We start from the raw sequence: 20,506 nt of genomic DNA, 5'->3' as shown, positions 1-20,506 counted from the left end.
CACACCCACAAGGAAACCCATGTTTGACCACGTCAAGTTCGGCGTCAGCGACTTCGCTGCGAGCAAGGCCTTCTATGTCAAAGCGCTGGCGCCGCTCGGCGTCACGGTTGGCGCTGAAGGAGAGCCCACCTACGGCATCGAGCTGATCGTCAAGGGCCAGCTGGCGAGCTTGTGCCTGTTTGAAACCCAGGAGAAGCCGGCCCACCTGCACCTCGCGTTCATGGCGCAGACGCGCCAGCAGGTCGATGCCTTCCATCGCGCCGCGCTGGAGGCCGGCGCCAAAGACAACGGCGCGCCGGGACTGCGCCCCAAGTACCACGCGAACTACTACGCCGCCTTCGTCATCGGCCCGGACGGGCACAACATCGAAGCGGTCTGCCACGCGCCCGAGGCCTGACGCCGCCTACCCCGGATGCGACTTATGCCGCAGGACTCGGCGGCCAGCCGCAGCAGTTGTTCAGGGATGTTGCTGGCCGGCTTGCCTGGCTGCACCCGGTAACGAGCGCCACCACCGGCCGTGCCACGCTGGCGGCCTATGAGTCACCTTCGCCTTGCACCTCTCGCTGTTGCCACCCTGCTTTCGCTGACCGGCTGCGGCGGTGGCGGCTCCGATGCCAGCTCACCGGCCGCAGCGCCGGCCGCCCCTCCCGCGCCCTCACCTGCCCCTGCCCCGGCTCCGGCGCCACCTCCGCCGACCGCCGGCACCCGCATCACCTGCAATCTCGCCAACTTCCAGGCCGACATGCTGGCGGCCGTCAACGCCCGTCGCCGCGAAGGCGCCACCTGCGGCGCCCAGGGTGCGTTCGCTCCGGCGCGTGACCTCACCTGGAACGCCGCGCTCACCCAGGCCGCCGCCGCGCACAGCGACGACATGGTCACGCGCAACTTCTTCAGCCACACCGGCAGCGACGGCAGCACGCTCGGCACCCGGGCAACCGCCGCGGGCTACGTCTGGAGCGGCCTGGGCGAGAACATCGCCGCAGGCCAGGCCACGGTCGCCGAGGTGGTGGACGGTTGGATGAAGAGCGACGGCCATTGCGCCAACCTGATGAACGCAGCCTTTCGCGAGATCGGTGCGGCTTGCGTGGCCGGCAACGTCGGCACCAGCTATCGCACCTACTGGACGCAGGACTTCGGCAGTCCACGGTGAGCCCCTCGCCCACGGGGACGGCGATGTTCGCGGCGTTGAGCCGCAAACACATCGCCATGGCGGGCCGGCTTGGGGCGGCCCGACGCTCGGCCCGAAACACAGAGCCCCGCAGAATTTTCTTGGCCGACTGAATCCAAACGCCGCGGCCGGCCGCTCAAAGGAAGCACCATTCACCTGCTTCCCTGGAGCCCGCCCATGTTCTTCGACCGCTTTCAGGACGTCAGCCCGCTGATGATCCCCATCCTGTCGCTGCTCATTCCCATCATCGCCATCGTGGCGCACTACATGAGCAAGGCCCACACCGAGCGACAGCGGCACGAGACCATCCGCGAACTCGCCCGGGCCGGCCAGCCCATCCCGCCCGAGCTGCTGAACGACGTGCAGGACAGCGACTGGCACCGCGCCAAGCGCGACCAGTCCAACCCCAACCGCATCCTCATTCCCGCCGTCATCAACATCGGCGTCGGCCTCGGCCTGATGGGCATGTTCTCGGCCATGATGCCCGGCGCCTGGCTCTGGAGCATCGGCCTGATCCCGCTCTTCCTGGGCCTGGGCCTGGCGGTCTACTGGGCCGTTGAACGCAAGCAGCAACCGCCCCAGCCGTGACCTCCGGCGTCCCCGCCGCGGCAGCCGAGGTGGCCCAGCAGGAGGCCCGCCTCGTGGCCCGCGCTGGCGCCGGTGACCGTGCGGCCTTCGCCGCCCTCGTGCAGGCCCACCAGGGGTACTTGCGCAAGCTGCTCGGCCGCGTCTGCCGGGGCGACCAGGGCCGCGCCGACGACCTCGCGCAAGAGGCGTTTGTTCGCGCCTGGCGCGCGCTGCCCAAGTTCCGCGGCGAGGCGCGCTTTCGCACCTGGCTGACGCGGCTGGCCTACTCCGCGCTGTCGGCCGAACGGCCAGCTTTGCCTTTGGTGGACGACGCGCCGCCAGAGCTCGGCGCGCACAGCGACTTCGCCCCCGGCGCCGACTGGCGCATCGACCTCGACCGCGCCATGGCCGAGCTGAGCGAGGCCCAGCGCCACGCACTGCTGCTCTGCTACGGCGCCGACCTCAGCCATGCCGAGGCCGCCCAGGTGTTGGGCTGGCCGCTCGGCACGGTCAAAACCCAAGTGCTACGCGCCAAGGCCAAGCTGCGCGCGCAACTGCAAGCATGGGAGCCCACGCCATGACGACGAATCACGACGACGACAGCAACGACGCTTCTTTTGACGATGCGCTGCGGCAGCAGTTGCAGGAGGGCGGTGAGCCCGATGACGACGGCTTCAGCCTGCGAGTGATGGCGGCGCTGGCGCCCAAAGGCGTATCAGCTCAGCAGCGCCGCTGGGCGCGCTGGGTCAGGCGAGCTCAATGGGTGGCGATCAGCGTCGCGGCCTTCGGCACGGCGGCGGTGATGGCGAGCGCGAATGGACCGCTGGATACGCCGCATGTGGTGGCGGCGGTGGCATTGGTGGGGTTGCTGGTCTTTTGGTCGATTCCGAGTCGGTGGAGTCGGGGATGAAAACCATCCTGAAGGCTTAGCCTGCCGGCAAGCCTCGGGCTAGCGCTAAGACTTAGCTTGGTGCCTCGGGCACATTCTTCGTAGCAGCTCGGTGCGGCCATGTCGCTAGAAGAGTGACCGACTAGGGTTCCCGCGATGCTGCAACTTGCAAGCGCACGCCAAACTCCTAGTGCGTCCTCGCTCCAAGAGTCACCATCCACCTTGAGTGACAAGTGATAACGCGACAGGGAAAAGTCGAATGAAAAGCGCTACCCAAAACGCCTCCGGTTCCCCCGGCAACGCGAAGGAACCAGCTAAGCGACGTACTGCGAGCGCCGCACCTGTCAAAACGCGAAAACGGATGCCTGCAGAAGGCTTCAGATCCGACGAATCTGCAACGCTGGGAAATTATCTTCGCCATCCAACCAGTACCGGATATTGGCGTCTCACGGCTTCAAAGTCCGCAAGTGGAAAATTTCTAGAGTACATTTTTTCCCGCAATAATTGCGACATATCAACCTATCAGATCGAAATCACCGACAAATCTTACGGCCTGTCAGATGATCACAAGATCTTACAAATAACTAGGCTAACAACATTTCTAAGCGCAATCAATGCAGCATCACTCAGACAACAGGGCCACAACCTTGAAGTCCTTCTTAAAGCTGATGATCACGGCATTCGTAGCGCAGAGTATTTTGATGCCGACGAGGTACTAGAAAAATTCCCGGATTCAGTGCGGGTTTTTAATGACCGCATAACGCATACAAACTTTTCTAGTTTTGTTGTCCGGCGCGGATGTCTTGAAGTCAAAAGCGGGACGCTAATGCTACTGAGCGATTGGCATCTTGCCGAAGTTGTTTTCGTAGCTGTTGCTCGTGAACCATTAGCCGCAATCGCGGAACTACTTGAGTCCGCAGACTTGATCAACGGAGCCCATATCGAGCGCATCTTCGCCCCTGAAGAAGAATTGTTATCCCCATACTTTGAATTTCTAAAACTGGGACATGACGCAGCCATTCGCGATAAGCGGCTGCGACCACAGCTCGAAACCGCGTTTGAGTACTTTGAGAAGAGCGACTTCACTCATACAATTAGTACGCTCGGAATTATCGCAGAAGACTACTTAACTCAAATATCAGAATACTACCTTCGCGCACCTTCCCCTAAAGGCAGCACCCTTGGTCAGCTATACGATCATCTGCATAATAATATTCGCGAAATTCTAGCCCCAAAACCCTTGGAATTGGCGAACATAGACGATACATACAAGAATCTTACAGCAATACAAAAGAAATACAAAGAATCCGCAACCACATCGACGCCGGAATTGATTGCAACTCTGCGCGAGGTACTGAATATTATCAAATCCGATCGCAAGTATTTTTCCGATCGAATCGATTCCAGCACTCGCCAGCCTCGGCGAATTTCAGTATTCCCAGACTGGCTCCACGAAAATTTAATGGAGTTAATTCGAAACAGAAATGCCGCCTCGCACAAAACCAGAATCCCACTTGGACGATTCGAGGCCTTACGCACAATCTATTGCCTTTCAGCCTTTGCACTATGGTGGCGAGAAGAGAAAGATAGAACGGACTGGGAATTGAGTTTGCTAGAAATTCTTAAAGCTGCAATCGCAAAATAAAGACGGTAGCCGTTTCAAGCTTGGGGCTTAGCCACCAGTCACCATCCCGGCAAGATGCGCCACCATGAATAGACAAGTCCTCGCCCTTCCTCTCCTTCTGGCCCCACTCGCCGCCCTCATCGCGGCACCCCTGCCTACCGCAAGCCGGCTGCCCGTGACCGAGGGCTCCGCCATGCTGATCCCGCGCGCCGCCCACCAGGCAACACCGACGGCCGGTGGGCTGGTGCTGCTCAGCGGCGGCTGCGCGCAGGCGAACTGCGGTGCCGTGCAGCGCTCGGCCGAGCTCTACGACCCCAGTACCGGCCGCCATGCCACGACCGGCTCCATGCGCGAGGCGCGCGCCTCGCATGCGGCAGTGGCGCTGGCCGATGGGCGGGTGCTCGTGGCCGGCGGTTGGACGGGCACCGGCGTCAGCGCCGCGGTGGAGGTATTCGACCCTTCCACGCGCCGCTTCGAATCCGCCTCACCCATGGCCGTGCCCCGGATGGACGGCACGGCCACCACGCTGCTGGACGGCCGCGTGCTGATCGTCGGCGGCGCTGTGCGTACCAACCAGCCCACCGCCGCGGTGGAGGTCTTCGACCCCGCAGGTGGCCGCATGCAGCCCACGGCCAGCCTGGCAACGGCGCGGGCGCATCACGGCGCGGCACGCCTGCGGGACGGCCGCGTCCTCATCGTCGGCGGGCTGGTGGAGCGCCGCGTGGCCACGGCCACGGCCGAGATCTATGACCCCGCCACGGGCCGCTTCACGCCCACGGGCTCGCTGAGCCAGCCGCGCTGCAAGCTTGCCGCGCTGGTGCTGCAGGATGGCCGCGTCATGGTCATCGCCGGCTCGACGGACTGCGAGGACCGCAACCGCCTGGCCAGCACCGAGATCTACGACCCCGCCACGGGCCGCTTCGAGGCGGGGCCGCCACTGCTGAGCGCGCGCTACAAGATCGCGAGCGCCGCAACGGTGCTGGCCAACGGCGACGTGCTCATCGCCGGCAATGCGAACGACGTGGAGGCCTGGGCACCCGGCACGCCGGCCTTTGCCCGGCTGGGCAGCGGCATTGGCAGCGAGCTGTCGTTCAGCACGGCCACGGCCCTGCCCGCGGGTGGCGCCCTCGTGGCCGGCGGCTATGACGAGCGCATCGTCCCGACGGCTCGCACCTGGCAGGTGGGCGGGCGCTGAGACTGCTCAGGTCGCGTTCTTGAACTTGTCCCGTTGCGAAAAGCAATAGATCAACGGCAACGCGACACCCGTCAGGACTGCGGCCGACCCGGCCGCGACTGCCACAGGGATGGGGGCGAACGCCCACAGCGCGACATAGATGAGCCCGCCGATGGTGATGGACCAGCCGCCGAACCGGCTGACCCTGCGGGCCAGTTCGCTCGGGAAGAAACGCTTGGGCATGCGGTTGCCGTACCAGGCAATCATGAGCCCGTTCATGGCGATGACCACCCGGGTGACGGTGTCGCCGTCCACATAACCCAGCTTGCGCGCCGAGGTCATGCAAAGCGCCACGGCGACGATGCTGCCGCCCCACGCCAGGCCTTCGATCAAGTCGTTTTTCATCGCGCAATCTCCTTCTTGGGTTCCGGCGCGTCGGCGCTCGGGCTGAACGAATGGACGAAGCCCAGCAGCGCTTCTTCGAGCACCGACAGCTTCAGGTGATACAGGACTGACTTGCCCGCCTTTTCGGCGTGAACGAGGTCGGCCTCTTTCAGCACTGCGAAGTGCGCCGACATCGTTGGCTTGGAGACGTGGAACTGGTCACTCAGCTCACCGGCGCTCAGGGGCCCCTGCCGCAGGAGCTGCAGCACCTGGCGGCGGGTCGGGTCGGAAAGGGCTCTGAAAACCTTGTTCATGGCTCGATGATTAGCTAATCATCGAAACGTGTCAAGGGCATCGGGCACCACCGACTGGTGCATCAACGCCCCATGCCGAGGCCCGTGAGAAGTCGAAGCCCTCGTAGCTCCGGGCCTGGCTAGACCGGGATGTCCAGGCTCAGCCTGAGCTTCTTGGGCAGCTTGCTGGCGACGAGCTCATGCGAGCGCTTCACCAGCGCCTTCAGCTCCGACAACGGCAGGGCCTTCGCATCCGACACCGCCACCCAGTGATACCGCGCCGCATACGGCGCCGGCGCGAACCCAGGCAGGCCGGTCAGCTCCAGGAAGCGGTGCTCGTCGACCTTGAAGCTGCAATGCGTCCAGGTGCCCGGGTGCGGTCCGCCGACGAAGAACATCTTGGCGCCCACGCTGGCCACCCAGTCGGCGCCCCACTTGATGTCCTGCGTGGCGCCGGGCAGTTCCATGGCGTATTTGGCAAGGGCTTGAAAACTCATGGTGTCGAGTGGGGGTTCGCGGGCTGGTGCCGGCCGGTGCGCGGGCCCAACCGATGGGCAGGGCCGTCCATTCTCACCACGACAACCACGCTTTGCGGCAATTTGCGGCACGGCCGCAAACCGCGCGGCCCTGTCGCACCCCAGGGCTCGCCAACAATCTACGGATACGCCTCACCAGGCCCGGAGCGCCAGCCCCGGGTCACCAGAGCCGCCGTCAACGATTGCCTGCCGCATGAATCCCCTGAACCTGGGCCCTGGCCCGATCCCGCCACCGGTAGCCATCGACCCGCTCCAGCACGGCATGGCGCTGTTCCAGGCCACACCGCCGGACTACGAGCGCGCCGTGGGCTGGTTCCGCGCCGCGGCGGACGGTGGCGACAAGGACGGCCTGGCCATGCTGGGGCTGTGCCAGCTGGAAGGCCTGGGCCTGCCGGCCGACGCGGTGCAGGCGCGCCAGCTGCTGCAGCAGGCCGCGGCGCGGCGCAGTGCCATCGGGCGCTTCCAGCTCGGGCGGGTGCTGGTGACCGGCCGGGGCGGCCCGGCCGACGAGGCGGCGGGCCTGACGGCCTACGTGACGGCTGCGGCCATGGGCCATGCCGAGGCCACCTTCAATCTCGCCAACTGCCTGCACGCCGGCGTGGGCTGCCTGCCGGACCGGCTGGCCGCCAAGGCGCTCTATGTGCGCGCACGTGCACTGGGCTGCACCTTGAGCCCGCAAGGCGTGCGGGTACGCAAGCACGAGCTGAAGGCGGTGCGCGCGCTGGCGAAGCGCTTCGCCGACCCGAACCGCATGTTCTTCCTCGTGCAGGAGCGCCAGCAGGAGTTGGCGCTGGTACACGCCGTCGCGCAGCCCCGAGACACGCCGCGCCTGGGTGGCGCGACCGCGTCAAGGCCCAAGGCCCTGCAACTGGCCGCGGGTGTGGTGGCGGCAGTCGCCGGCACCCTGGGCCATTACCTGCGGCGCCCGTCGCGCGACGCCGGCCCGACGACGATCAACTTCTGACGCGCCTTGGAGGCCGCGGCCCGCACCGGGCCGCTGGGTAGGATGCCCGCATGTCCACCCGCCCCATCCGCCTGCCCTCGCTCGACGCCCTGCTCGCCTTCGAGGCCGTGGCGCGTGCCGGCAGCTTCGAGGCGGCGGCGGCAGAACTGGCGCTGACGGCCAGCGCCGTCGCCAAGCGCGTGGCCGGGCTGGAGGAGCGGCTGGGCCAACCCCTCTTCCTGCGCCAGCCCGCCAAGGGCCCGAGCCTGACGTCGGCCGGTTTTGAATACCTGCCCCAGGTGCGCCAGGCCCTGGCCCTGCTGCAGGCCATGCCGCTGCACCAGCGCGCCAGCACCCAGCGCGAGCGGCTGCGCATCAGCTCCACGCCCACCTTCGCCCGGCAGCTGCTGGTGCCCGCCCTGCCCGGCTTCACGGCTGCGCACCCACAGGTGGAGCTGGAGCTGACGCTGTCGGTGCCGCTGCTGGCCGAGGGCGACGCGGGGGCGGACGTCGAGATCCGGCACGGCGCCGTGCCGGACGACGTCGCTCCTGCCCAGGTGCTGCTGCGCGACCGCCTCACGCCGCTGGCCGCGCCGGCCCTGCTGGCGCAGCACCCTGCGCTGCGCGAGCCGGCCGACCTGCTCACCCTGCCGCTGCTGCGCACGCCGCTGCAGCCCTGGGCGCCTTGGCTGCGCGCCGCCGGCCTGGGCGATGTGCCGGAGCCGGACGAAGGCCCGCGCTTCGTCGACCTGGGCCTGACGCTCGCCGCCGCCCTGGCCGGCCAGGGCGTGGCGCTGGCCCGGCTCAGCCTGGCCCGCCACGAGCTGGCCGAGGGCCGCCTCGTGCAGCCCTTCGCGCTGACCGTGCCGGCCGAGCGCCACTACGGCCTCATTCGCCACCGCGCCAGCCCCGCCGCCGAGGCCTTCGCCGACTGGCTGCACGCGCACTGCCGTGCCGTCGAGGCGGCACAGGCGGAAAACTCTTCCGCCTCGGGCTGAGGTTTTTTCCGGGGCGCACCGGCCGGGGCGGGCCTAGCATCGCTGCCTCACTCCGACCTGCCTCGCCATGCCCGTCATCACCTGCATCGAAGACCTGCGCCAGCTCGCCGAGAAGCGCGTGCCGCGCATGTTCTACGACTACGCCGATTCCGGCTCCTGGACGGAGACGACCTACCGTGCCAACGAGAGCGACTTCCAGGCCATCAAGCTGCGCCAGCGCGTGGCCGTCAACATGGAAGGCCGCAGCACGGCGGTGACGATGGTGGGCCAGACGGCCAAGATGCCCGTGGCCATCGCGCCCGTGGGCCTGACGGGCATGCAGCACGCCGACGGCGAGATCCACGCGGCGCGCGCGGCCGAGAAGTTCGGCATCCCGTTCACGCTGTCGACGATGAGCATCTGCTCCATCGAGGACATTGCCGAGAACACCTCGGCGCCGTTCTGGTTCCAGCTTTACATGATGCGCGACCGCGACGCGATGGTGCGCATGATTGCCCGCTGCAAGGCCGCCAAGTGCTCGGCGCTGGTGCTGACGCTGGACCTGCAGGTCATCGGCCAGCGCCACAAGGATTTGAAGAACGGCCTCACCGCGCCGCCAAGGCCGACGCTGGCCAACATCCTCAACCTGATGACCAAGCCGCGCTGGTGCCTCGGCATGGCCGGCACCAAACGCCACACCTTCCGCAACCTCGTGGGCCACGTGAAGGGCGTGAGCGACATGCGGTCGCTCTCGGCCTGGACGAACGAGCAGTTCGACCCGCGCCTGTCCTGGGCCGATATCGCCTGGGTGAAGGAACAGTGGGGCGGCAAGCTCATCCTCAAGGGCATCATGGACGTGGAAGACGCCAAGCTCGCCGTGCAGGCCGGCGCCGACGCCATCGTGGTGAGCAACCACGGCGGACGGCAGCTGGACGGCGCGCCCAGCAGCATCCACGCGCTGCCGGCCATCGCGGCCGAGGTGGGCGCGCAGACGGAGGTGTGGATGGACGGCGGCATCCGCTCCGGCCAGGACGTGCTGAAGGCCTGGGCCCTGGGCGCGCGCGGCACCATGATCGGCCGCGCGATGGCCTACGGCCTGGGCGCGATGGGCGAGGAAGGCGTGGCCAAGGCGCTGGCCATCCTGCACAAGGAGCTGGACGTGACCATGGCTTTCTGCGGCCACACGCAGCTGACGAACGTGACGCGCGACATCCTCGTGCCGGGCACCTACCCGACGCCCTGAACGCGTTGCGGCCGGCGGGGTCGCTGCCTAGTATGTTCTTCAGGCCACCGGCCTGAGGAGCACATCATGACGACGCTCGCTGTGTCTCGGCGTTCGGTAACCCGCGCGGCCTGGCTGGCCGGCCTGCTGGCCCTGGCCGCCACGATGGCGCATGCCGAGGTCTACGTCTGGAAGCCCAAGCAGGGCGGCAGCTGGAGCGCGGCCGCGAACTGGACCTCCACGGTCGCCGGGTTTCCCAATGCCAACGACGCCGAGGCCGAGTTCCGCGGCAACCTCAATGTCAACCAGGCCGTCGTCACCATCGCCGGCAACTACGCGCTGAACCGGCTGCTGCTGGAGAGCATGACGCCGACGCAGTCCTATCTGCTGAGAGGCGCCAATGCCCAAGGCCAGCTGACGCTGAACGGCACTTTCATCCACGTCACCGAGGACAACCGTGCGCCGCACACCATCGCCGTGCCGCTGCGCATCCTCGACAACACCGGCGTCATCGTGCGCAACGACAGCGTCGGCGTCGACGCCAACACGGCGCCCGCGCGGCTGACCATCTCGGGCGCCATCTCCGGCAACCAGGTGGGGCTGTCCTTCCGCTCGGGCGTCGACGTGCCGGCCGAGGTGCTGCTGACCGGCAACAGCACGTTCAAGGGTCGGGTGCAGGTGAGCACCGGCGCCTACCTCGCCATCGACAAGGATGCCGCCCTGGGCGACGCGAGCAACAGCGTCGGCCTGACCAGCGCCACACTGCAAGGCCGCGCCGGCGCGACGCTGGGCCAGGCCCGCACGGTGACGCTGGGGGGGCGGCCCGTGCTGGCCGGCGACGACACCAGCAGTGACCTGGTGTTCCAGGTCGACGGCAAGCTGACCGGCACGGGCAGCCCGACGATCCTGGACTCGGTGCGGCTGACCAATCCGGCCAATGACTTCGGCGCCGCGCTCAAGGTCATCTTCGTCGGCAACGGCAGCCAGGCCGGCAGCCTGCGCCTGATCCGCCCCGACGTGCTGGGCGCGGCCGCAAAGATCGTGATGGCCGACGGCCAGCTGGTTGCCGAGGAGAGCTTCACGCTGCCCACGCCGCTGCAGTTGGACCTCAACGGCCGCGTGCGCGTCGAGCCCGACAAGACGCTGACGACAACCGGCCAGATCGGGGGCATCGGCCGGCTGATCAAGCAAGGCCGCGGCACGCTGGTGCTGGCCAACGACGGCAACAGCCAGCGCGGCAACACCATCAACGCCGGCGTGCTGGCCTTCAGCAAGGACAGCCAGCTCGGCCTGGCCGGCCGAGGCATCCTCATCCGCAGCGGCGGCGTGCTGCGCGCCGACGCACCGCTGGTGACGCCGCGCGACATCCGCATCACCGACTTCGGCAGGCTGCGCGCCAACATTGCGGCCGACCCCAAGAAGCCCTTCGAGGTGGGCGGCGTCATCAGCGGCGGCGAACTCATCAAGGACGGCGCCGGCACGCTGCTGCTCAGCGCCATCAACACTCACGACTCGACGGTGATCAGCGAAGGCAGCCTGGCCATCACCAGCAACACCGGCCTGGGCAAGCGCGACGGCCCGCTGACGCTGGTGGGCGACGGCGTGCTGCGCGTGTCGGGCACCTTCTTCACCGACCGGCCCATCTTCGTGCGCAACAGCCGGCCGGGCGACAGCGCCGGCATCTGGGTCGACAAGGGCAACACCGTCGTCCTCAACACCGGCATCACGGCCGGCCAGGCGCAGTTCACGAAGTCGGGCGAGGGCACGCTGTTCTTCAACACCGGCAGCAACACGACGATCGGCACGCGCGCCAAGATCGTGGCCGGCGAGCTCAGCATCGCCCGGGACGCCATCGTCTCCGTGGGCACGGGCCTGTTCAACGGCGCGGCCGGCAAGCTCAAGGGCGCGGGCAAGCTGGTGGGCAAGTTCAACAACCAGGGTCGCGTCAACGGCGGCGGCGACCCCGGCACGCTGAGCATCGAAGGCGACGTGGAGATGGAGGCTGGCTCCATCTTCGAGCTGGACATCAACTCGGCCCTCGGCGCGGCCGGCCAGACCCAGGGCTGGGGCCTGATGGACATCACCGGCGGCATGGCGCTGCACGGCCCGCTGAGCCTGGAGCTGCGCAGCTTCACGCAGAGCGGCCTGGCAGGCGCGCTGGCGCCAGGCCTGTTCGACGCCAACAGCCCCTACCGCTGGGAATTCGCGCGTGCGTCCGACGGCATCGGCGGCTTCGCGGCCGACCTCATCCTCGTCGACGCCAGCGCCTTCCAAAACCCGCTGCCCGCCGGCGCACAGTTCTCGGTGGAGCAGTCGGGCGCCAGCCTCTTCGTCGTGTACGACCCCACGGCCGCGGTGCCGGAGCCGGCCGCCGGCCTGCTGATGGCGCTGGGGCTGCTCGTGGTGACTTTTGCCCGGCGGGCACGGGCATGAGCTACTGCGGGGCATGAAGACCCTCGCCGCCGCCCTGCTCTCATCCCTGACCCTGGCGGCCGCCGCCCAGACTTGCGCGCCGCCCGCCGGCATGAAAGAAGAGGCCGACCCACTGCGCATCCAGCAACAGGCCATCGCGCTGCTGCCCTGCTTGGGGCACCTCGACCCGAAGCTGCGCGACGACATCGCTTTCGAGCAGCTCTCGGCCTGGGCGCGCGGCGGCAAGCTGGACGCGGCCACGCTGCAGCGCCTGCGCACCGACCTCATCGCCGTGCTCGACGCGAAGCCCGACGCGGCCGGCGTGCACCAGCCCTTTGCCGTGCTGACGCTGGCCGAGGTGGCACGGGCCGACCGGCTCAAGCCCTTCATGACGGCCGAGCAGCGCGGGGCCCTCGTCGAGCACGCGGCGCGCTTCCTGGGCGGCGTGCGCGACTACCGCGGCTTCACGCCCGGCGAGGGCTGGCGCCACGGCGTGGCCCATGGCGCCGACCTGGCCTTGCAGCTGGGCATGAACGACGCGCTGACCGCGGCGCAGCGCCAGCAACTGCTGGCCGCCATCAGCGCCCAGGTGCTGGCCGACCACAAGCATGCCTACCGCTTCGGCGAGGGCCAGCGACTGGCGCGTGCGGCGCTGAACATCCAGCTCAAGCTCAACCCCGACGACACGGCTTGGGCAAGCTGGCTGGACCAGTTGCTGGAGCCCTTGAAGCAGGCCAAGGCCTGGGACGAGACGGCGCTGACCGACCTGCACAACCTGCGCGAGTTCCTGTGGCCGCTGCAGGCCGGCGTGCTCGACCTGAAGGACACGGCCCTGCGCGACCGGCTGCTGGCACCGCTGCGCAAGACGCTGCAGCGCTTTCCTTGACAACCACCGCAGCCCGGGTTTCAAGCGCTGTCTGAGGACAACACCACCCGCAAATGAGCGGTGGATTGGCCGAAACCAGCGCATATGTTTGGCGATGGCTGCGTGACCCATCGGCCGCGCTCACGTCAGCTGCAAGCACAGACGGCCGAGGAGATGGCCATGTGTGCAGTTCGCAATCTGCGGCGCCTGGCTGCCGCTTTGCTGGTGTGCGCCGCCCCGGCGCAGGCCGTACCCATCACGGTGACGGTGACCGGCACCAACTGGTTCCCCGGCCCCGGCGCACCCAAGTACACGCTGGACGCCCGCGTCTCGTTCACCAACCCGCCGACCTGGCAGGCCACGCAGGGCGCCGTCGACTTCAAGGGCCAGGGCGCCAGCCCGAGCACGATCAACACGTCCGTCAAGACGACCAATGTGTTTGGCGGCGGCACGGCCAGCGGCAGCGGCACCGCAACGCGCACCTACACGCTGGCCGGCGTGATCGACCAGAACTTCACGGCGACCATCACCTACGACGCGGTCGTGACCAGCACCGGCCCCTTCGTGTGGGCCCAGGCCTGGATCGCCAACCCCTACACCTACATCGTCGGCGCGTCGGGCACGAGCCAGACCTATGCCTACTCGCTGGCTGCGGGCACCTCCTTCCAGGACAGCGCCGTGCAGCCGGGCGTGGCCAATGTGATGCTGTACTCGCGCATGGGCCTGGGCCCGGGCTTCGACGCCAGCGTGCCATCCACGCTATGGGGCACGTCGACCGACGGCATACCCGGCGCGGCGCCGGCCTCGGCCATGGACATCTTCACGATCGCGCTCAAGCCGAACGCCGCCGGCACCCAGATGGCCGCCGTCGTCAGCGGCGCGGTGCCCAGCGGCCTGTCGGGCTTCTCGGTCGCGTCGGACCGCGACGACGCGCAGATCCAGTCGGCCATCAACCTGGCCTCGTGGACGCATACCGGCAATCAATGGGTGCTGAACAACAACCTGCCGCTGTTCACGCTGACCTTCACCAACAACGACAGCCTCAACGCGGGCAAGATCCTCGCCGTGGGCCAGTTCGGCAACGTGGCGGCGGCGGTGCCCGAGCCGGCAACCGGCCTGCTGCTGGTGGCCGGCGCGCTGTGGCTCGCCGCGCGGGTGAAGCGGCGTTAGGTGGCGTTAGGTGGCGTGCCGCTCGAAGTGCAGGCGGTCGTGCCAGACGCCGCCGAGTTCGAAGCTGCGCGTCGAGTGGCCGAACTGCAGGAAGCCGTTGCGCAGCAGCACCTTCACCGAGCCCTCGTTGCCGACGCGGGCGTTGGCCTCCACCCGCATGAGGCGCAGCTCGCCAAAGGCCTGGGCCAGCACCAGGCGCACGGCCTCGCTCGCATAGCCCTTGCCGCAGGCCGACTCGGCCATGCGATAGCCCAGGTCGGCCATCTGGAACTGGCCGCGCCTCACGCCGGCCAGGTTCACGCGGCCCACCAGTTCGCCCGCGTCGGTGCGCACGAGGAACTGGTAGCCCTTGTCCTCGGTGGCCTCGCGTTCGGCCAGCGCGATGGCAGCCCGCACGCCATCGGCTGAGTAATAGCCGGGCGGCCGCGAGTTGATGCGCGCCTCGAAGAACGCGCGGTTGTCGGTCTCGAAACGCAGCAGTTCGTCGGCGACGTCGAGGGTGGGCGGGAGGAGGTGAAGGGCCGGCACGCGGCCATTTGAACAGCCCCTCGGATCACACCGCTTCACCCCTCTGGCTGGCGACGTTAGGCTACGCGCCCATGCACCTGCCCCGACTCACCGGCCTGCTGGCCGCGCTGCCGCTGCTGACCGCCCTGGCCCAGCCGGCCATCCCGTCCAGCGAAGCCATCGCCGCCGAGGCCGCGCGGCTGATGGCGGCCACGCAGGCCCAGGGCCTGGCCGTTGCCGTCGTCGACGGTGGCCAGATCGTTCACATCGGCGCCTACGGCAAACGCAACGAGGCCGGCGAGCCGCTGCTGCCCGACACCGTCATGTACGGCGCCTCGCTGACCAAGCCCGTTTTCGCCTACGCGGTGATGCAGCAGGTGGAGGCCGGCCGGCTGAAACTGGACCAGCCGCTGGCTGACTACCTGCCCCAGCCCCTGCCCGAGTACGCCACCGAAGCCAAGTACGGCCCGTGGCATCACCTGGCCGGCGACGAGCGCTGGCGCCGCCTGACCGCGCGCATGCTGCTGACGCACAGCGGCGGCTTCGGCAACTTCTCCTTCCTGGAGCCCGACCGCAAGCTGCGCATCCACTTCGAGCCCGGCACGCGCTACGCCTACTCGGGCGAGGGCCTGGTGCTGCTGCAGTTCGTCATGGAGCGCGGCCTGGGGTTGGACATGGGTGCCGAGATCCAGCGCCGCATCTTCGACCGCTTCGCGATGCAGCGCACCGGCATGATGTGGCGTGCCGACTTCCGGCCCAACCTGGCCGATGGCTGGACGGCCGAGGGCAAGGCCGTGCCGCACGCCGAGCGCAGCAAGGTGCGCGTGGCCGGCTCGATGGACACCACCATCAACGACATGGCCCGCATGGCGTCGGCCTACGTTCGTGGCGTGACGCTGTCGGCCGAGAGCGCCGCCGCGCTGACGTCACCCCAGCTGCCCATCACGACAGCCTCGCAGTTCCCGACGCGGCAGCCCGAGCTGCCGCCGGCCAAACGCCGTGCCGACCTCGCCGCCGGCTTGGGCGTCATCGTCTTCGACGGGCCGCAAGGCCCGGGCTTCTACAAGGGCGGGCACGACGACAGCACCGGCAACACCTGGGTCTGCGTGAAGGCAAGCAAGCGCTGTGTCGTCATCCTGGCCAACGACGTGCGCGCCGAAGCGGCCTTCCCTCGCCTCGTCGAGTTCATCCTCGGCGAGACGGGCGTGCCCTGGAGCTGGGAGTACGGCGGGATGACCTTCGTGCGTTGATCGGGCCTGCTCCTAGCTCGCCCGAGGGCCGAACATGATGACGCCCATGCCGGCCAGGCACAGCGCCACGCCGACCCAGTCCGTCGCCGTGGGTTTCACCTTGTCCACCAGCATCAGCCAGACGACGGCCACGCCGATGTACACGCCGCCATAGGCCGCGTAGACGCGCCCGGCGGCGGTCGGATGCAGCGACAGCAGCCAGGCAAACAGCGCAAGGCTCGCCGCGCCCGGCACCAGCAGCAAGGCCGAGCCGCCCTGCTTCAGCCACAGCCAGGGCAGGTAGCAGCCAACGATCTCCGCCACGGCGGTGACGACGAACAGCGCGAAGGTCTTGAGCAGCTCCATGCGCAGATTGTGGTGGCGGGGCTTGACCCTCAAGTGGCTTGAGGTCCTACCTTCGCGGCTGGGCGATCAAGCCCGGTCACGGAGCAATGAAGATGACATTCTGGAAAGCCTTGTTGGGCTTGGCCCTCGCCTGCGCAGCCTGTTGTGCGCTGCCGCTCTTCGGCATGACGGCGGCGGCCGCGGCGGGGTCGCTGCTGTTGGCACGCGTGGACATGGTGCTGGCAGCGCTGGCACTGGCCGCGATAGCGGCCACGCTGCTCTGGCGCCACCGGCGCAAGGCCAGCCAGAAGTCGGCCTGCGCGGTGGGCTGCGGTGGCAGCTGCGGCCCGTGACCTAGGATGGACGGATGACTGAGCTGTCGCTGTCCATCGGCACCGTTGCCAAACGCGCGGGCTGCAGCGTGCCGACCATCCGCTACTACGAGGACATCGGCCTGATGCCGCCCGCGGCGCGCACCGAAGCCGGTCGGCGCAGCTATGGCGACGCCGCCCTGCGGCGGCTCAGCTTCATCCGCCGCTGTCGCGACTTCGGTTTTTCTGTCGAGCAGGTTCGTGGGCTCGTTGGCCTGATGGAGGAGCCCGGCCGCCCCTGCCTAGAGGTGCGAGACATTGCAGCTGTCCACCTCGCGGAGTTGCAGCGCAAGCTCAGGGAGATGGTGGCTATCGAAGCTAGCCTCGTCGCCTTCGTGCGCAGCTGCGACTCGGCCTGCGTGGGTGGCGCGGCGGTGGACTGCACCATCCTCGAAGACCTGGCCGCGCCGGCTGGCAAACCCGCCGCAGCGCGTTGCTGCGGCTGACGCACGATCAGGGCGCCAGCGCGCGCACCAGGCGCACCGGCAGCTTCTCGCGCTTGGGGCTGTCGCGCACCGCACCACCGGGCTGCTCCACCACCCAGCCGGTCTGCGGGGCCAGCCGGTCGACCTGCCGCTCAGTCGCGCCGCGCTGCACATTGGCGTAGCTGTAGGTGTTCACGGCTTCGCTCTCGATGCGCACGGTGCTCGTCCAGTACCAGCCGCGGGGCGCATCGGGCATCAGCGCGGCGGCCTGCTGCGCGGTGCCGCCGTGCCCGGGCAGCCGCTTCAGCTCCTGCACACGCGGCACGCGCCACAGTCGGCCCTCGGCCTCGCTGCGCGCGCGGGCCAGGGCCAGCGCCTCGGCGTGGGTGGCCAGTTTGACCTCGCCGGCGCAGCGGCGGCCATCCCACTGCAGGCCCTCCACGCAGCGCGCCCACACCAGCCCCGTGCCGGCGTCGATCAGCTCGCGACCGTCCGCGCTGGCGGTGAGCTTGGGGGCAGTGTCCTGCGCCATCACGCAAGGCGTTGCCAGCGCAGTGGCCAGGGCGGCAATCAAGCAGGGTCGCATGGCGGCTCCTTCAGCGCCCGGCCGCCTGGACGAGCGCGGCCGCCTCGGCCGGCCGCACCGGTCCCTCGCCCGCCAGCTCGACGACGACGAGATAGCCCGCCAGATCGCTGCGCGGGCTCGCGGCGGCGTAGGTCTGCGCGAGCGTCAGCTGCCGGCTGGCGAGCAAGCGGCCGGTAGCCGGCTCCCAGTCTTCGTTGGAGATCATGCAGCCCTGCTGCGGCGTGCCGGGGAAGTAGCTTGTGCCGGCGTAGTAGGCCGGGTTGATCGTCGTGCCGTGGATGAGCAGTTCGTCGCGGCCGGCGCGGCCGGCGAGCCAGGCTTCCTTGATGGGGCGAAAGCCACGCCAGCTCGTCGGCAGAAAGCCCTCGTAGACGGCCTCGCTCCAGTCAGCGGCGGGTGGCGCGTCGGCATGCTCGAACTCGGCCGTTGTCGCCTCGATGGGCAGCTTGCTGTGCAGGTAGGGCGTGGGGCCGATGTTGGGGTTGGTGGCCGTGCCGGCGCCGACGATGGTGAAAACGCCCTGCGGCGTGTTGCCATTGGTGATGGTGCCGGGCAGGCCACTGCGGGCCAGCGCGAGTTGTGGTTGGGCGAAAAGCTGGCCAGCGGCGTCGCGCACGAAGCGGCCGTCGGCCGCGCGCACCAGCACCAGGCCCACCTGCTGGCGGCCGGGTCGCTGCAGGCTGTAGATCACCGGATAGCCGGGCCGCAGCGGTGCAGCCAGCAGGTCGGGCAGAGGCGGCGACGGGGGATCTGCGTACTCGAACAACCGCCGCACCAGGGCCGCCAGCCGTGCATCATCGGTCCAGTTGGGGAAGTGCGTCACCGTGATCATGGCCAACGTGGCATAGGTGCCAGGACGGGCTTGCAGCAAGGTGTACATCGCGATGGCAAAGGGCTTGCTTTGCGTCAGCTGCGGCAGCAGGTTCCACAACAGCGGCTCTGCGTCGGCGGCGTACAGGGTGTGTGCCGCCGTCAGCAGCGCGCGCTGGGTACCGGCGTCGCGCTGGCCCAGCGTGGGCAGGGCTTCGAGCAGCAGCGGGCGCGCGGCGTCGATCTCGGCGTTGTACTGGGCGACGAGGTCGAACAGCTTGGGCAGCGCCGCGTCTCGCTCGGGGCCGGGCGGCAGCGCGATGCGGGCGCGGATGTCGGCAACGGCTGCTTCGCGCAGCGCGCGCTCGCCGTCCACCGACATGGCGGGCCAGCTCAGGTCGGCGGGGCGCAGGGCCAGCAGCTCGGCGGCGGTGTAGCGCTTCTCGGCAGGCGGTGCGGGCTTCAGTGGCGCGCAGGCGGCCAGCAGCACGGCGGCACTCAACACAAACAGGTGGCGAAGGCTCATGGGGTCAGCAGGTGCAAGGCGTTGGCCACGCGGCGCAGCGCGGGCTCGTTGAAGGGGCGCGGCAGGCGCGATTCGCCGGCGATCAGCAGCGTGGACGAACCACCGCCGTCGAGGTTGAAGGCCTGCACGGCGCCGAGCTCACGCATCAGCTCGGCGGTCTGGGCCAGCGTCAGGCCCAGCACCTCGCCGCGGCGGCCGGCGGCCAGCAGCAGGATGAGATGGCGGCCCGAGGCGTCCAGGCCCACGGCCGTGCGCGGGTGGGTGTGGGCGCAGAGGTAGGCGCAGGTCGCGTCGTCGTCGGGCGTGCGCGCGTGGCCGTCGCGCACCAGCCAGGGGGTGCCGCTGACGGCGAGCCGCCAGCCGGGCTGGGGCGCACCGGGGGCGTCGAAGCGGATCACGCAGCGTTCGTCACAGGCCAGCAGCGGGTCGCTCGCGGGCTTGGCGAGCTTGAGCAACTCGGGCCATGGCTGGCCGTCGGACATGGTCATCCCACGCGGGCGGAACTCGCTGTCGAAGAAGGAGGCGTTGACGCTGGCCAGTGCGCCGCGGCTGCTGGGCATCTGGTCCAGCGGCTGGCCGGCGTCTGCGGGTGGCGAGAGGCTCACGCGCAGCTGCGTGAGGTCCACGCGCAGGGCCTGCACCTCGCTGTCGGGCAGCGGCGCCCAGGCGCGGTGGGCCAGGCCCGGTGCCAGCGGCTGCCAGCCATCGGGTGGCGGCGCGACGGTGGCGCAGCCGGCCAAGGCCAGCAGCAGAAAACCGAGCAAACGCGGGTGGAGGCGAGGCATGCCAAAGATACTAACGGGCCGTTGCACGGCGCCTGTCGAAAACCGGCGCCGCCATTCGTCGTCGGGTTGATGCCTGTCAACCCCACCCCCTACCGAGGACTCCCGATGAAAGCCCTACCCCTGCTGGCCTGCGCCCTGCTCGCCACCACCGCCGCCTCTGCCGCCTCTGCCGCACCGGTGACCTACGTCGTCGACCCCACGCACACCTACCCCAGCTTCGAGGCTGACCACATGGGCCTGTCGTTCTGGCGCGGCAAGCTCACGAAGAACACTGGCAGCATCGTCTACGACAAGGCCGACGGCAGCGGCAGCGTGGATGTGCAGATGGACCTGGCCAGCATCGACTTCGGCCTGCCGGCGATGAACGCCTGGGCCAAGGGCGAGCAGTTCTTCAACGTGGCCAAGAACCCGGAAGCGAGCTTCAAGGGCCGCTTTGATGGCGCAGCGGGCGGCGTGCCCAGCCGCCTGGTGGGCGAGCTGACGTTGAACGGCCGCAGCAAGCCGATGACGCTGGCCATCCACCAGCTCAAGTGCATTCCTCACCCGCTCTACAAGCGCGAGCTGTGCGGCGCCGACGCCTCCGGCAGCTTCAACCGCGAGGACTTCGGCCTGGCCGCGGGCAAGGACTGGGGCTTCAAGATGGACGTGCAGCTGCGCATCCAGGTGGAGGCAGTCGCCAAGGAATAAGCCAAAGAAAA

25 protein-coding genes are annotated in these 20,506 nt (G+C 68.6%); 17 read left to right on the top strand and 8 right to left on the bottom strand.

The genetic code is table 11. From position 1 onward, the window contains the following. Positions 1 to 19: 19 nt before the first annotated feature. The 7 genes from AC07V5_RS15080 (at position 20) to AC07V5_RS15050 (ending at position 5,443) form a co-directional block, all read left to right on the top strand. Entirely contained in the window at positions 20 to 397 is a 378-nt protein-coding gene (locus tag AC07V5_RS15080; protein ID WP_495116488.1) for a VOC family protein, read from the top strand. Between the two features lie 138 nt (positions 398 to 535). Continuing rightward, complete coding sequence (locus AC07V5_RS15075) at positions 536 to 1,150, top strand: CAP domain-containing protein (RefSeq protein WP_495116487.1); 615 nt, start codon at positions 536 to 538, stop codon at positions 1,148 to 1,150. 195 nt (positions 1,151 to 1,345) lie between these two features. Beyond that, positions 1,346 to 1,756 (top strand): DUF6249 domain-containing protein, encoded by a 411-nt coding sequence (locus AC07V5_RS15070; RefSeq protein ID WP_495116486.1) that lies wholly within the window; start codon positions 1,346 to 1,348, stop codon positions 1,754 to 1,756. Beyond that, positions 1,753 to 2,316 (top strand): RNA polymerase sigma factor, encoded by a 564-nt coding sequence (locus AC07V5_RS15065; RefSeq protein WP_495116485.1) that lies wholly within the window; start codon positions 1,753 to 1,755, stop codon positions 2,314 to 2,316. The genes AC07V5_RS15070 and AC07V5_RS15065 overlap by 4 nt, the downstream gene beginning before the upstream one ends. Next, entirely contained in the window at positions 2,313 to 2,645 is a 333-nt protein-coding gene (locus AC07V5_RS15060; protein ID WP_495116484.1) for a hypothetical protein, read from the top strand. Before AC07V5_RS15065 ends, AC07V5_RS15060 begins: the two co-directional genes overlap by 4 nt. Positions 2,646 to 2,883: 238 nt before the next feature. Beyond that, the gene (locus AC07V5_RS15055; protein ID WP_495116483.1) at positions 2,884 to 4,269 is read left to right on the top strand and encodes a hypothetical protein; all 1,386 of its coding nucleotides are present in this window, start codon (positions 2,884 to 2,886) and stop codon (positions 4,267 to 4,269) included. Between the two features lie 64 nt (positions 4,270 to 4,333). After that, a complete protein-coding gene (locus AC07V5_RS15050) occupies positions 4,334 to 5,443 on the top strand; it encodes a Kelch repeat-containing protein (RefSeq protein ID WP_495116482.1) in 1,110 nt (369 codons plus the stop codon). Between the two features lie 6 nt (positions 5,444 to 5,449). Here the strand turns inward: AC07V5_RS15050 and AC07V5_RS15045 are convergent, their stop codons facing one another. From AC07V5_RS15045 to AC07V5_RS15035, 3 genes are all read right to left on the bottom strand, one after another. Then, the gene (locus AC07V5_RS15045; protein ID WP_495116481.1) at positions 5,450 to 5,815 is read right to left on the bottom strand and encodes a hypothetical protein; all 366 of its coding nucleotides are present in this window, start codon (positions 5,813 to 5,815) and stop codon (positions 5,450 to 5,452) included. An 8-nt stretch (positions 5,816 to 5,823) separates the two neighbouring features. After that, the gene (locus tag AC07V5_RS15040; RefSeq protein ID WP_495116480.1) at positions 5,824 to 6,120 is read right to left on the bottom strand and encodes an autorepressor SdpR family transcription factor; all 297 of its coding nucleotides are present in this window, start codon (positions 6,118 to 6,120) and stop codon (positions 5,824 to 5,826) included. A gap of 119 nt (positions 6,121 to 6,239) precedes the next feature. Further along, the gene (locus tag AC07V5_RS15035; protein ID WP_495116479.1) at positions 6,240 to 6,596 is read right to left on the bottom strand and encodes an MmcQ/YjbR family DNA-binding protein; all 357 of its coding nucleotides are present in this window, start codon (positions 6,594 to 6,596) and stop codon (positions 6,240 to 6,242) included. A 232-nt stretch (positions 6,597 to 6,828) separates the two neighbouring features. On the opposite strand from AC07V5_RS15035, the gene AC07V5_RS15030 reads away from it, so the two are divergent. From AC07V5_RS15030 to AC07V5_RS15005, 6 genes are all read left to right on the top strand, one after another. Next, complete coding sequence (locus tag AC07V5_RS15030; RefSeq protein ID WP_495116478.1) at positions 6,829 to 7,599, top strand: tetratricopeptide repeat protein; 771 nt, start codon at positions 6,829 to 6,831, stop codon at positions 7,597 to 7,599. Positions 7,600 to 7,649: 50 nt separating this feature from the next. Further along, positions 7,650 to 8,576 (top strand): LysR substrate-binding domain-containing protein, encoded by a 927-nt coding sequence (locus AC07V5_RS15025; RefSeq protein WP_495116477.1) that lies wholly within the window; start codon positions 7,650 to 7,652, stop codon positions 8,574 to 8,576. 67 nt (positions 8,577 to 8,643) lie between these two features. Next, positions 8,644 to 9,798, top strand: coding sequence for an alpha-hydroxy acid oxidase (locus tag AC07V5_RS15020; RefSeq protein ID WP_495116476.1), 1,155 nt, complete (start codon positions 8,644 to 8,646; stop codon positions 9,796 to 9,798). A 66-nt stretch (positions 9,799 to 9,864) separates the two neighbouring features. After that, on the top strand, positions 9,865 to 12,210 hold the full coding sequence (locus AC07V5_RS15015) for an autotransporter-associated beta strand repeat-containing protein (protein WP_495116475.1): 2,346 nt from the start codon (positions 9,865 to 9,867) through the stop codon (positions 12,208 to 12,210). Positions 12,211 to 12,223: 13 nt separating this feature from the next. After that, entirely contained in the window at positions 12,224 to 13,075 is an 852-nt protein-coding gene (locus AC07V5_RS15010) for a DUF2785 domain-containing protein (RefSeq protein WP_495116474.1), read from the top strand. A gap of 159 nt (positions 13,076 to 13,234) precedes the next feature. After that, positions 13,235 to 14,224 carry a PEP-CTERM sorting domain-containing protein gene (locus AC07V5_RS15005; protein ID WP_495116473.1) on the top strand — a complete coding sequence of 330 codons (990 nt, stop codon included), beginning with the start codon at positions 13,235 to 13,237 and terminating at the stop codon, positions 14,222 to 14,224. 6 nt (positions 14,225 to 14,230) lie between these two features. On the opposite strand, the gene AC07V5_RS15000 is transcribed toward AC07V5_RS15005, so the two are convergent. Next, on the bottom strand, positions 14,231 to 14,752 hold the full coding sequence (locus AC07V5_RS15000; protein WP_495116472.1) for a GNAT family N-acetyltransferase: 522 nt from the start codon (positions 14,750 to 14,752) through the stop codon (positions 14,231 to 14,233). 71 nt (positions 14,753 to 14,823) lie between these two features. Between AC07V5_RS15000 and AC07V5_RS14995 the strand changes: the two genes are divergently transcribed. Then, positions 14,824 to 15,981 (top strand): serine hydrolase domain-containing protein, encoded by a 1,158-nt coding sequence (locus AC07V5_RS14995; protein WP_495116471.1) that lies wholly within the window; start codon positions 14,824 to 14,826, stop codon positions 15,979 to 15,981. 12 nt (positions 15,982 to 15,993) lie between these two features. Here the strand turns inward: AC07V5_RS14995 and AC07V5_RS14990 are convergent, their stop codons facing one another. Further along, complete coding sequence (locus AC07V5_RS14990) at positions 15,994 to 16,326, bottom strand: YnfA family protein (protein WP_495116470.1); 333 nt, start codon at positions 16,324 to 16,326, stop codon at positions 15,994 to 15,996. A gap of 92 nt (positions 16,327 to 16,418) precedes the next feature. On the opposite strand from AC07V5_RS14990, the gene AC07V5_RS14985 reads away from it, so the two are divergent. Both AC07V5_RS14985 and AC07V5_RS14980 read left to right on the top strand, forming a co-directional pair. After that, entirely contained in the window at positions 16,419 to 16,658 is a 240-nt protein-coding gene (locus AC07V5_RS14985; protein WP_495116469.1) for a hypothetical protein, read from the top strand. A 14-nt stretch (positions 16,659 to 16,672) separates the two neighbouring features. Next, a complete protein-coding gene (locus AC07V5_RS14980) occupies positions 16,673 to 17,122 on the top strand; it encodes a MerR family transcriptional regulator (protein ID WP_495116468.1) in 450 nt (149 codons plus the stop codon). 7 nt (positions 17,123 to 17,129) lie between these two features. Here AC07V5_RS14980 and AC07V5_RS14975 read toward each other — a convergent pair whose 3' ends face one another. Genes AC07V5_RS14975 through AC07V5_RS14965 form a run of 3 tightly spaced genes read right to left on the bottom strand, consistent with a single transcriptional unit; the run spans position 17,130 to position 19,808 of the window. Then, positions 17,130 to 17,687, bottom strand: coding sequence for an Lcl domain-containing protein (locus tag AC07V5_RS14975; protein WP_495116467.1), 558 nt, complete (start codon positions 17,685 to 17,687; stop codon positions 17,130 to 17,132). Positions 17,688 to 17,697: 10 nt separating this feature from the next. After that, complete coding sequence (locus tag AC07V5_RS14970) at positions 17,698 to 19,023, bottom strand: hypothetical protein (RefSeq protein ID WP_495116466.1); 1,326 nt, start codon at positions 19,021 to 19,023, stop codon at positions 17,698 to 17,700. Next, entirely contained in the window at positions 19,020 to 19,808 is a 789-nt protein-coding gene (locus AC07V5_RS14965) for a phosphodiester glycosidase family protein (RefSeq protein ID WP_495116465.1), read from the bottom strand. The genes AC07V5_RS14970 and AC07V5_RS14965 overlap by 4 nt, the downstream gene beginning before the upstream one ends. A 105-nt stretch (positions 19,809 to 19,913) precedes the next feature. Between AC07V5_RS14965 and AC07V5_RS14960 the strand changes: the two genes are divergently transcribed. Beyond that, positions 19,914 to 20,495 (top strand): YceI family protein, encoded by a 582-nt coding sequence (locus tag AC07V5_RS14960; protein WP_495116464.1) that lies wholly within the window; start codon positions 19,914 to 19,916, stop codon positions 20,493 to 20,495. The last annotated feature ends 11 nt before the right edge of the window (positions 20,496 to 20,506 follow it).

The organism is Roseateles sp. GW821-FHT02E12 (genome assembly GCF_059421665.1).
Note: the sequence above shows the minus strand (reverse complement) of the source record. Positions and strands in the feature narration are given on the sequence as shown.